At 72.2% G+C, this 11,166-nt stretch carries 10 protein-coding genes; 4 read left to right on the top strand and 6 right to left on the bottom strand.

What is annotated here, in order from left to right; genetic code table 11:
• The first annotated feature begins 204 nt into the window (after nt 1-204).
• From AB0E91_RS23425 to AB0E91_RS23415, 3 genes are read left to right on the top strand one after another with little or no spacing between them, the layout of a single operon-like run.
• Nucleotides 205-1,230, top strand: a complete 1,026-nt coding sequence (locus tag AB0E91_RS23425) for an iron chelate uptake ABC transporter family permease subunit (RefSeq protein ID WP_361785148.1) — start codon at nt 205-207, stop codon at nt 1,228-1,230.
• 2 nt (nt 1,231-1,232) lie between these two features.
• Entirely contained in the window at nt 1,233-2,318 is a 1,086-nt protein-coding gene (locus tag AB0E91_RS23420; protein WP_361785145.1) for an iron chelate uptake ABC transporter family permease subunit, read from the top strand.
• Between the two features lie 4 nt (nt 2,319-2,322).
• Complete coding sequence (locus tag AB0E91_RS23415) at nt 2,323-3,201, top strand: ABC transporter ATP-binding protein (RefSeq protein ID WP_361785142.1); 879 nt, start codon at nt 2,323-2,325, stop codon at nt 3,199-3,201.
• Nucleotides 3,202-3,229: 28 nt separating this feature from the next.
• Here the strand turns inward: AB0E91_RS23415 and AB0E91_RS23410 are convergent, their stop codons facing one another.
• The gene (locus AB0E91_RS23410; RefSeq protein WP_361785139.1) at nt 3,230-4,186 is read right to left on the bottom strand and encodes a methionyl-tRNA formyltransferase; all 957 of its coding nucleotides are present in this window, start codon (nt 4,184-4,186) and stop codon (nt 3,230-3,232) included.
• An 83-nt stretch (nt 4,187-4,269) separates the two neighbouring features.
• Here AB0E91_RS23410 and AB0E91_RS23405 point away from each other — a divergent pair, with 83 nt between their 5' ends.
• Nucleotides 4,270-5,595: a SidA/IucD/PvdA family monooxygenase gene (locus AB0E91_RS23405; RefSeq protein ID WP_361785136.1), complete on the top strand. Its 1,326-nt coding sequence runs from the start codon at nt 4,270-4,272 to the stop codon at nt 5,593-5,595.
• Nucleotides 5,596-5,626: 31 nt separating this feature from the next.
• Here AB0E91_RS23405 and AB0E91_RS23400 read toward each other — a convergent pair whose 3' ends face one another.
• The 5 genes from AB0E91_RS23400 to AB0E91_RS23380 all read right to left on the bottom strand — a co-directional run bounded on the left by AB0E91_RS23400 (nt 5,627) and on the right by AB0E91_RS23380 (nt 11,109).
• A complete protein-coding gene (locus tag AB0E91_RS23400; protein ID WP_361785133.1) occupies nt 5,627-6,331 on the bottom strand; it encodes an isochorismatase family protein in 705 nt (234 codons plus the stop codon).
• Nucleotides 6,332-6,652: 321 nt separating this feature from the next.
• Nucleotides 6,653-8,173: an amidohydrolase family protein gene (locus AB0E91_RS23395; RefSeq protein WP_361785130.1), complete on the bottom strand. Its 1,521-nt coding sequence runs from the start codon at nt 8,171-8,173 to the stop codon at nt 6,653-6,655.
• A gap of 61 nt (nt 8,174-8,234) precedes the next feature.
• The gene (locus tag AB0E91_RS23390) at nt 8,235-8,999 is read right to left on the bottom strand and encodes an alpha/beta hydrolase (protein WP_361785127.1); all 765 of its coding nucleotides are present in this window, start codon (nt 8,997-8,999) and stop codon (nt 8,235-8,237) included.
• A gap of 122 nt (nt 9,000-9,121) precedes the next feature.
• Nucleotides 9,122-9,568: a response regulator gene (locus AB0E91_RS23385; RefSeq protein ID WP_361785124.1), complete on the bottom strand. Its 447-nt coding sequence runs from the start codon at nt 9,566-9,568 to the stop codon at nt 9,122-9,124.
• Complete coding sequence (locus tag AB0E91_RS23380) at nt 9,565-11,109, bottom strand: CHASE3 domain-containing protein (protein ID WP_361785543.1); 1,545 nt, start codon at nt 11,107-11,109, stop codon at nt 9,565-9,567. Before AB0E91_RS23380 ends, AB0E91_RS23385 begins: the two co-directional genes overlap by 4 nt.
• Nucleotides 11,110-11,166: the final 57 nt, after the last annotated feature.

The raw sequence follows: 11,166 nt of genomic DNA, 5'->3' as shown, positions 1-11,166 counted from the left end.
TTACCCGACACAGCGGCCCGTGCCTCCCATTCGCGAGACGGAACCGGCTCTGGGGAGCCGCAACCGCTCGCATAGTAAGGTAAGCATTGCCTTACCTGATAGCCCTCTTCGGGAAGATCGACCCCATGGGCGACAACTGAGGTTATGCTCGCCTTACCTGTCAACCAGGCCCCCACGAACGGGCGATGACATGGAGAGAGTCAAGTGGCCCCAGGTGGAAAGCCGCACGGCTCGGTGCTCGTCGGCCTCGTCGTCGCCGCACTCTTGCTGCTGTCCCTGCTCTCGGTCGCACTGGGCGCGCTGAGCGTTCCGCTGGACCAGGTGGTCCGCGCTCTCCTCGGCCACGCGCCCAACAGGACGGTGGACAACGTCATTTGGGAGGCGCGTCTCCCGCGCACCCTGCTCGGTCTGACGACCGGGGCCGCGCTCGGCCTGTCCGGGGCGCTGATGCAGGCGCTGACCCGCAACCCGCTGGCCGACCCGGGGATTCTCGGGGTCAGCGCGGGGGCTTCGTTCGCGATCGTCGTCGCGGTGGGCGTGTTCGGGCTCTCCTCGCTCTACGGCACCGTGTGGTTCGCGTTCGCCGGGGCGCTCGCGGCGAGCGTCCTCGTCTACTTCCTCGGCCGGCTGGGCCGTTCGGGGGCGACGCCGGTGAAGCTGGCGCTCGCGGGCGTCGCCATCACCTTCATGCTGTCCTCCTGCACGAGCGCGATCGTGCTGACCGACCCGGACGCGCTGGACCGCTACCGCTTCTGGTCGGCGGGTTCGCTGGCCGACCAGGACTGGGGGGACCTGGTGAGCGTGCTGCCGTTCCTCGCCGTCGGCGCGGTGCTCGCGCTGGCCTCGGCGCCCGCGCTCAACAGCCTCGCGCTCGGTGACGACGTGGCCGCCTCGCTCGGCCGCCGTCTCGGGCTGGTACGGCTCCAGGGGGTGACGGCGGTCATGCTTCTGACCGGCGCCTCGGTGGCGGTGATCGGCCCGGTGGTCTTCCTCGGCCTGGTCGTCCCGCACATCGCCCGCGTGCTCGCCCAGGCGGCCGGCATCGGCCCCGATCACCGCTGGCTGCTGCCGCTGTCGGCGGCCATCGCGCCGATGCTGCTGCTGGCGGCGGACATCCTCGGCAGGCTCGCCGCCCGGCCGGCCGAGATCCAGGCGGGCGTCCTGGTGGCGTTCGTCGGTGGCCCGTTCTTCATCGCCCTGGTACGGCGCCGCAAGCTCGCGGAGGTATGAGGATGCCCGCCCGCCCCACCGCCACGGTGATCCCGGCGCCGCCCACCCGGCGCGGACGCCCATACCGCCTCACGGTGCCGCCCGTCTCGGGCGTGCTGCGTCCACGCCTCCTTCTGACCGGCGTACTGGTCGGCGCCGCCGCCTTCCTGCTGTTCTGCTGGGGGCTGACGCTCGGGGACTACCCGGTCCCGCTCCCCGACGTGGTCCGCGCGCTCACGGGCGCGGGCGATCCGGGCACCGTGATCGTCGTCCGGGACCTGCGGCTGCCGCGCGCGCTGACCGGGCTGCTCGCCGGAATCGCCTTCGGGGTCTCGGGCGCGGTGTTCCAGACGATGACGCGCAATCCACTGGCCAGCCCCGACATGATCGGCCTGACCGAGGGGGCGGGTACGGCGGTCGTGGCGGCGGTCGTGCTCGGCTGGACCGGCGGGCTCGGTCTGCAGACGCTGGGGCTGCTCGGCGCGCTGGCCACCGCCGCCGTGGTCTACGCGCTCGCGTGGCGACACGGGGCCACCGGCTACCGGATCATCCTGGTCGGCATCGGAGTGTCGTGGATCTGCACCAGCGCGACCGACTTCCTGGTGGCGCGCGGCAACCGCTTCGAGGCGCAGGAGGCGGTCGGCCGGCTGGTGGGCAACCTCAACGGGCGCACCTGGGAGCAGGTGGACACCCTCGCCGTGGCGATGGCGGTGCTGCTGCCGGTCACGCTGGCGATGGGCCGCTGGATGCGCACGCTCCAGCTCGGGGACGACGTGGCGGCCGGGCTCGGCACGCCGGTCCAGCCGGTGCGGCTCGCGCTGCTGGTGACGGGGGTGGGGCTGGTGGCCTTCGCGACGGCCGCGGCCGGTCCGGTCGCCTTCGTGGCGCTGTCCGCCCCGCAGATCGCCCAGCGCCTGGCCGCGACCGACTCGCCGCCCCCGCTCGTCTCCGGTCTCACCGGCGCCCTCGTCGTCCTCGGGTCCGACCTGATCGCCCGGGAGGCGATCCCCGGTACGGAACTGCCCGTGGGGATCGTCACCGGTGTGCTCGGCGCGCCGGTCCTGCTCTGGCTGCTCATCCGCGCCAACCGCGCGGGCTCAGGAGGCTGATCGCATGGCATCCACCGACTCGCGCACCCCGCCTGCCGAGGACATCACCCAACCCGGTGCCTTCGAACCGAGGTTGACCGCCCACGATCTCCATCTCGCCTACGACGGACGGGCGGTGGTGGAGAGCCTGGAGCTGGCCGTACCGACCGGCCGGGTCACGGCCATCGTGGGGGCCAACGCCTGCGGCAAATCAACCCTGTTGCGAGCGCTGGCCCGACTGCTGACTCCCCGCCAGGGCACGGTGCAGCTGGACGGTGCCGCCCTGCGCTCGGTCCCCACCCGCGAACTCGCCCGCAAGCTGGGCATCCTGCCGCAGACCCCGGTGGCCCCCGAGGGCCTGACCGTGCTGGACCTGGTGAGCCGGGGTCGCTCGCCGCACCAGACCTGGTGGCGCCAGTGGTCGAAGGCGGACGAGGAGGCCGTGCACGGCGCCCTCGCGGCCACGAACCTCACCGACCTCGCCGACCGGCCGGTGGACGAACTCTCCGGCGGCCAACGGCAGCGCGCCTGGATCGCCATGGCCGTCGCCCAGGGCACCCCCGTACTGCTCCTGGACGAGCCGACCACCTACCTCGACCTCGCCCACCAGATCGACGTCCTCGACCTGATCACCGACCTCAACCGCCGCGAGGGCCGCACCGTCGTCATGGTGCTGCACGACCTCAACCAGGCGTGCCGGTACGCCGATCACGTCATCGCCATGAAGTCGGGCCGGATCGTCGCCGAGGGACCTCCGGCCGAGGTCGTGACCGAGGAGACCGTCGAGAACGTCTTCGACCTGCGCTGTCGGATCACCACCGACCCGGTGAGCGGCACACCGCTGGTGATACCGATGGGCCGCCACCACGCGGACTCCAAGGAGCCCGCTACGGCGCTGAATTGACGTTCACTCAGAAAGGTTCAGGGCGAGGTCACTCGGGCCGCGAGGTCAGATAACCGCCCATCGTGCGGAAGTAGCCGGTCGCGGCCAGTTCCGTGCCGTCCTCCGTCCGCACCCGCCGCACCAGCAGCCCACGCCCCTGCCCGCTGTGCGCGTCGGGGCCCGCCACGATCACCACGCCGTCGCCCTCGCGGATGAAGATCCGGCCCGGCGTGCCGCCGTAGCGTCCCCGGGAGACGGCGGCCGACACGATGCGGAGGCGTTCGCCGCGGTGGAAGGCGTACGCGTTCGGGTACGGGTCGGACTGGGCCCGCACCAGGCGTTCCAGGCGCTCGGCCGGCCAGGTCCAGTCGATGCGGCTGTCCTCCAGCGAGCGCTTGTGGAAGAAGCTGGCCCGGCCGCGGTCCTGCGGCCGCCAGCGTCCGGCGTCGGCGCCGGAGGCGATGAGGTCGAGGGATTCGCGCACCACGGGGGCGATGAGGTCGACGGTCCGGTGGAAGAGGTCGGTCGCGGTGTCCTCGGGGCCGACGGGTACCGCGCGCTGGATCAGGATGTCGCCCGCGTCGAGTTCGCCGTTCATGCGGTGCGCGGTGACGCCGACGCGCTCCTCGCCGTTGACGAGGGCCCAGATGAGGGGCGAGAACCCGGCGTAGGAGGGCAGCAGTGAGTCGTGGATGTTGAGCGTGCCGTGCGGGGGCAGGTCGAACAGCTCCGGGGGCAGCCAGGTGCGCCAGTTGTTGGCCACGATGATGTCGGGGCGCGCCTCCCGCACGGCGGCGAGGACTTCCTCGTCGTCGGGGCGGTTGCGCAGCAGCACGGGTATGTCGTGCTTCTCGGCGAGTTCGGCGACGCTGTCGTCCCAGATCTTCTCGTACGCGTGCTCGCTCGCCGGGTGGGTGAGGACGAGGACGACCTCGTGACCGGAGTCCAGCAGAGCCTGAAGGGTGCGGTGGCCCCAGGTCTGATAGCCGAACATGGCGACGCGCATGAGGATCTCCTCTTCGACGACTCCGTTGCTAGGTAAGGCTAACCTTATCTAACATGTGGCTGCCTGAGGGAGGCGATGCCACGGTGAAGTCACCCCGCACGGAGTTCGACATCGTCCACGATGTCCTCGGAATCGGGTTCGGTCCGTCAAATCTCGCACTGGCCATAGCCGTTGAGGAACACAACGCGGGCCGCCCGGAGGGAGAACGCCTCACCGCCCGCTTCCTGGAACGCCAGCCGCGCTTCGGCTGGCACCGGGGGATGCTCATCGACGACGCCACCATGCAGGTGTCGTTCCTCAAGGACCTGGTCACCCTGCGCAATCCGACCAGCGACTTCAGCTTCCTCTGCTTCCTGCGCGAGCGCGGCCGGCTCATCGACTTCCTCAACCAGAAGACGCTGTTCCCGCTGCGCGCCGAGTTCCACCAGTACTTCGAGTGGGCCGCCGACCGGGTCGGCCATCTCGTCGGCTACGACAGTGAGGTGACCGCCGTCGAGCCGGTGCGCGACGAGGCGGGCACCGTCGCGTACTTCGACGTGCGCTGCGCAGACCCGGAGCGTCCGGGCCGCACGGTCCAGCACCGGACGCGCAACATCAGCGTGGCGATGGGCCTGGAGCCGCATGTGCCGCCCGGCCTGGAGCCGACCGAACGCGTCTGGCACAACAGCCAGTTGATCCCCCGCATCGACGAACTCGGCACCACCGGGGCGCCCGTGCGCCGGGCGGTCGTACTCGGTGCCGGGCAGAGTGCCGCCGAGGCGGTGGACTTCCTGCACCGCTCCTTCCCGGACGCGGAGGTCTGCGCGGTCTTCGCCAAGTACGGCTACACCCCGGCCGACGACAGCCCGTTCGCCAACCGCATCTTCGACCCCGAGGCGGTGGACCTGTACTTCGGCGCCCCGGCCGAGGTGAAACAGTCCCTGTTCGACTACCACCGCTCCACCAACTACTCGGTGGTGGACATGGAGTTGATCGAGTCGCTGTACGCGACCTCGTACCGTGAGAAGGTCGCGGGCCACGAACGGCTGCGCTTCCTCAACGTCTCCCGGGTGCGCGACGTACGGCCCCGGTCCGGCGGCGACGCGCTGGACATCACCGTGGAGTTCCTGCCGACCGGCGAACACGAGGTGCTGGAGGCCGACTTGCTGGTCCTCGCCACGGGGTACCGGCCCCGCGACCTGACCGGACTCCTCGGCGAGTCGGCCAAGCTCTGCCTGCGCGACGACGGCGACGCGCTGCGGGTGGGTCGCGACCACCGGGTGGCCACGGCACCGGAGGTCACCGCCGGGATCTACCTCCAGGGCGGCACCGAGCACACGCACGGCCTGACCAGCACCCTGCTCTCCACCACGGCGGTCCGCGCGGAGGAGATCCACCGCTCCCTGCTCGCGGGGCGTACGGCCGCCTAGCGGCAGGCACAGCCGCACCCCCGGCACCGGGTCACCCAGGGGTGTCGGCCCACCGGTCCACCGGCGCCCTCTCGACGGTGCCCTGCCCGCCGAACGCCGCCACCAGCGCGTCGGTGTCCGCGATCACGGCACAGGTGGCGGCGAGCCACCGTACGGCCATCGCGTGCTCGGCGGCCGTACGGTCGGCCACCGCGTCGGCGGCGACGAAGGGCTCCAGGTCCTGCATCCAGGCGTCCGCCGCGGTGAGCAGTATGTCCGTCGCGGCGGCGACCCCGGCGACCACCAGCTGGTCGCGGCCCAGCTCCGTCAGCCGCGCGCGCAGCCGGGTACCGGCGAAGGCGCTGCACCGCTTCCCGGTGAACAGGCTGTCGCCGGGCCGGGGTCGGACGGCGTCGACCACGCCGCGGCCCGGCTGGATCGCGCCCTGATCCGGCGCCCGCACCGCGTAGACGACGGGTACGCCCGCGTCCCGAGCGGCCCGGACCAGCCGCTCGATGTGGGCGACGAACCCGGAGCCGTCCTCCACGGGACAGCCGCGTATGTCACGGACGAGGAGCACGGCCCGGCGCACCTCCAGACACCAGGAAGGACCACCACCGGGCTCGGGCGTCCCGTAGGGCACCGACGCGGCGGCCGCGTCCGGGAGTTGGGCGGATTCGGTCAACGGGTCGGCAGCGGCGGGCGGGATCGCCCCGGACGGCGTCACGGTCTCGGGGAACGGGAACGGGAACGGCATGGGCTTCGCCTCTCGCGGTGGGCTCGACGGGTCGCACCCCGCACTCGGGTACGGCCGCGCGGTCGACGCGCCCGGGTGTCGCCGGGCGGGGCGAAACCGGTCCGGGGCGAAGCCGGTCCGGGGCGAAGCCGGTCCGGGCCGCCGCGCGTTCCGGCGCCGACGGGCACCGCCACACCTTCCACATGCGGCGGCCGTGCCGCCGTTCACCCCGTGCGGCGCGCGCACCGGCGCACGCCGTCCACGGCTCCGCTCCGGAGACGAGAACCCAAGTTAGGGTACCCTAAGTATGCGCGCGGAACGGCGCAGCGCAAGCTCTCCCGCTCAGGCCGGTCCGTGGGTCCAGCGGCCGCCGAGCATGGTCGCGAACACGGGCATCTCCCGCAGGGTCGCCAGGTCCGCCTCCAGCGGGTCCACGTCCGTGAACACCAGGTCGGCGGGGTCGCCGACCCTGATCAGCCGCCTGCCCCGGGCCGAGGCGGCGAGGGCCGCCGCGAGCGGCACGCGCTGCTCGGGATGCCAGGCCGGGCGCTCGTCCCCGGTGCGGCCGACGGCCGACGCGATGCCGAGCCACGGGTCCAGCGGCGAGACCGGCGCGTCCGAGCCGAACTCCAGCCGGGCCCCGGCCGCGAGCAGATCCGCGTAGGCGAACGCGCGTCCCGTGCGCCCCGCCCAGTGCCGGTCCGCGATGTCCCGGTCGTCGGTGGCGTGCCGGGGCTGGACACCCGCCGTGACCCCGAGCGCGGCGAACCTCGGCAGGTCGGCGGCATCGAGCAGTTGCGCGTGCTCGATCCGGCCGCGGCAGCGCACGGCCTCGAAGGCGTCCAGGGCGACCGTGTTGGCGTGGTCGCCGATGGCGTGCACGGCCGGTTCGATGCCGTGGGCGGCGGCGCGGCGCATCAGCGCGACCAGTTCCTCGGTGCCGGTCTCCTGGATGCCGTGCGCCTGAGGGGTGTCCCCGAGCCCCGGGTAGGGGTCGCGGCACAGGGCGGTACGGGTGTTGAGCGAGCCGTCCGTGAACAGCTTGAGCGGGCCGACACGTACGACCCCGGCGCCCCCGTCGACAGCGGAACCGGTGCGCAGCCCGCGCTCGATCGCCGCGTCGAGGTACGACGGGTAGACGGCGGCCGCCACCCGGACGAGCGGCCGCCCGGCCTCGCTCCGCCGCGCCCACTGCGCGACCGTGTCGCCGTACTGGAAGTCGATGATCCCGGTGACCCCGCGCGCGGCGGCCGCCCGGCATGCCTCCTCGATCCGGTGGTCCTCGGTCTCGACGGGTGCCTTGGGCAGCGCGGCGAGGGCCTCCAGGCACTCGTGCTCGCGCAGCAGGCCGCTGGGATGCTCCGCGCGGCCGATCAGCGCGAGGCAGGCCGAGTTGAGCCACGCGGTGTGCAGATCCTGGCTGACCAGGGCGACGGGCACGTGGGGGACGACCGCGTCGAGCACGTCCTTGTGCGGGGCGTCGGGCCAGAGCCCGTCCCGGAAACCGAACCCGGTCAACACCCGCTCGTCCAGCGGTGCTTGAGCACGCTCGCGTACGGCTTCGGCGACCGCGCGGGCCGAGTCGAGCCCGGACACGTCGAGCCGGGTGCGGGCGACGGCCCACTCCCCCAGGTGCACATGGGCGTCCCACAGCCCGGGCAGTACGGTCCGCCCGGCCAGGTCGAACACCGGCTCGCCGGAACCGAGTCGAAGGTCCTTCTCGGCCCACATCCCGGTGATCCGGCCGCCCGCCACCCGGATGTGCGCGAGCGGGCCCCCGGCGCCGAGCCGTACCCGGGCGAGCCACAGCGGCGCCGCCCCCGCGCCGGCCGTCGCGGTGGACACAGCGGCAGTGCTCGTCATGGCGGGCTCCAGCGGAGAGACGGGGCGTCCGGCCACCGAACTCTACTTAGGCATACCTAACTCACGCCAGGGCGGCGGCCGTCTCACGCACGAAGGCCCCCGGGTTGTCGAGCATGATGTTGTGCCCGCAGTCGGGTACGGCGACGACCCGCACCCCTGCCTTCTCCAGCTCCTCCGTGCCCGGGAACGGCCCGTCCGCCTCGGGGAACAGGAAGGTGCGCGGAATCGGCAGCTTCAGCAGCAGCTCGCGCATCGTGGGCGTCGTACCGCGCGTGAGCCGGACCGCGCTGCGGTGCAGGGCGGTCCGGTCGGCCAGGCGCATGGTGGACCACCAGTGCGGGCCCGCCGAGTCGCGGACCTTCTCCCAGCCGCCGTCCAGGAACTCCTGCTCCGAGAACGCGGTGATCCCCGAGCTTCCGGGAGCACCGGGGACGGGCGTGATCGGGTCCAGGTTGGCGTCGATCAGGACGAGCCGGGAGACCAGCCCGGGGTGGCGGGCGGCCAGGACGATCGCCACGGAGCCGCCCATGCTGTGCGCGATCAGCTCGGCGCCGCTCACACCGGCGGAGGCCAGCGCGGCGGCCAGGGCGTCGGCGTGGGACTCCAGGCTGTAGTCGAAGTCCGCCGGGCGGTCGCTGATGCCGTGACCCAACAGGTCGATCAGCAGCGAGCGGTGACCGGCGAGCAGGGGGTGTACGGCGGACTCGGTGAAGTACGCGGGCGAGGTGGCGCCGAGGCCGTGGACGTAGACGCGCGGGGCGTCCCGGCCGGGCAGCTCGACCCAGCGCATGAGGTCCCCTCGGGGCGTGACGGCCGCCTTGCGCATGTTCTGCTCCTTGATCACGACGAGCGGCCGAGTGTATCCGCCCGCGGGGACCGCCGGATCGACACGTCACGACCGCCGCAACAGTCCCCCAACGCCCTCTCGCCGAACCGCCGAAGGCCCCCTCAGCCCTGCCGGGGCAGCCGCACCACCTGCACGAAGAAGTCGTCGATCTGGCGCACCGCCGCGATGAACTGGTCCAGGTCGACCGGCTTGGTGACGTACGCGTTGGCGTGCAGCTTGTAGCTGCGCAGGATGTCCTCCTCCGCAGCCGAGGTGGTGAGGACGACGACGGGAATGTGGGACAGCTCCGGGTCGGACTTGATCCGCTCCAGGACCTGACGGCCGTCGTACTTGGGGAGGTTGAGGTCGAGCAGGATCAGGTCGGGGCGGGGGGCGTCCGCGTGCTCGCCCTGCCGGTAGAGGAAGTGCAGCGCCTCCTCGCCGTCCCGGACGACATGAAGGGTGTTGCCGATCTTGTTGTCCTCGAACGCCTCCCGGGTCATCAGTTCGTCTCCGGGGTCGTCCTCGACCAGGAGTACGTCGATGGGGGTGGCGGCGGGGGTCGTCATGTCAGGGCCTTTTCCTGGGAGTCGGCGCCGGTCTCGTCCGGGACGGGGGCGGCCGGGGGAAGAGTGAGACAGAAACGGGTGCCGTCCGTGCACGCGGTGTCGAGCCAGATCCTGCCCCCGTGATGTTCCACGATCTTCTTGCAGAGCGCCAGTCCGATGCCCGTACCGCCGTAGGCGTCCCGGCTGTGCAGCCGCTGGAAGATGACGAAGACCTTCTCCGCGAACTGCCCCGGGATACCTATGCCGTTGTCCTTCACGCAGACCCTGACCATGCCGGGCTCGTCGGGATCGGGTGCACAGGTGACGGTGATGTGCGGGGCGCGTTCGGCGTGGCGGAACTTCAGGGCGTTGCCCACCAGGTTCTGCCAGAGCATGGTCAGCAGGGTCGGGTCGCCGACGACCTCGGGCAGCTCGTTTGGGCGGTCGATGCGGGCGCCGGACTCCTCGAGGGCCGTACCCAGGTTGGTCAGCGCCTTGTCCAGCGCCCGGTCGAGGCCCACCGGCACGCGGGCGTCGTTGAGGCGGCCGACACGGGAGAAGGTCAGCAGGTCGTTGATGAGCACCTGCATCCGCTTGGCGCCGTCCACGGCGAAGTCGATGTACTGCCGTGCCCGGTCGTCCAGTTCGTCGCCGTAGCGCTTCTCGAGGAGCTGGCAGAAGGAGGCGACCTTGCGCAGGGGTTCCTGGAGGTCATGGGAGGCGACGTACGCGAACTGCTCCAACTCGACGTTGGACCGGCGCAGTTCGACCGCCTGGGCGTCCAGGTCGGCGGCCTGGCGGGCCAGGATGCGCTCCTTGTCGCGGGAGGCGTCGAGTTCGGCGACGATGCGCCTGCGCATGCCCTCCACGTCGTCGGCGAGCGCGACGAGGTCGGCGGGGCCGCCGCCGGTGATGACGTGCGTGAAGTCACCGCCCGACACCCGGCGGGAGGCGGTGCCGAGGATCTCCAGCGGCCGGGCGACCAGCATGCGTACGAGGAAGGCGAGGGCGATCCCGGTCAGCAGGAAGGCGGCAACCATGCCGCCCAGCACCGAGTTGCGCACGGTGCGTTCGTGGGCGATGCGGGCGTGGCCCTCGCGGACGGTCCGGGCGAGGTCGGCGTTCTGCTTGGCCCACGTGGTGCGCAGGCGGTCGAAGTTCTGCCGGCCGCGTTCGGCGGTGGTCTTGTCGACGGGCTTCGGGGCGCCGGGGGTGACGGAGGCGGCCATCGGCTCGGCGTAGGCGCGGCGCCAGTCGGCGGCCTGCCGTTCGACGGCCTCCAGGTCGGCGAGCAGGTCGGGGCGGTCCCCGATGAGGGTGCGCAGCCGGGCGGCCGAGTGGGCCTCGTCGTCCTTGCCGCGGGTGTAGGGGGTGAGGAACTGCCGATCGGCGGCGATCGCGTAACCGCGGATGCCGGTCTCCTGGTTGACCAGGGCGGCCTGAAGCCGGTACGCCTCCGTCTGGGCGGGCTGGATGTGCTGGAGCAGCCCGTCGGTGGCGGCGGCCGTACGGCCCAGCAGGTCGGCGCCGATCACGGTGCCGACCACCACGAGCAGGGCCATGAGCGCCAGCACCAACTGGAACCAGCCCTGCACCGTCAGGCTGCGCCGGTGCGCGCT

It is taken from the genome of Streptomyces sp. NPDC026659, from assembly GCF_040638245.1.
Taxonomy (GTDB): Bacteria; Actinomycetota; Actinomycetes; order Streptomycetales; family Streptomycetaceae; genus Streptomyces.
This window is presented reverse-complemented; position numbering and strand designations above follow the sequence as displayed.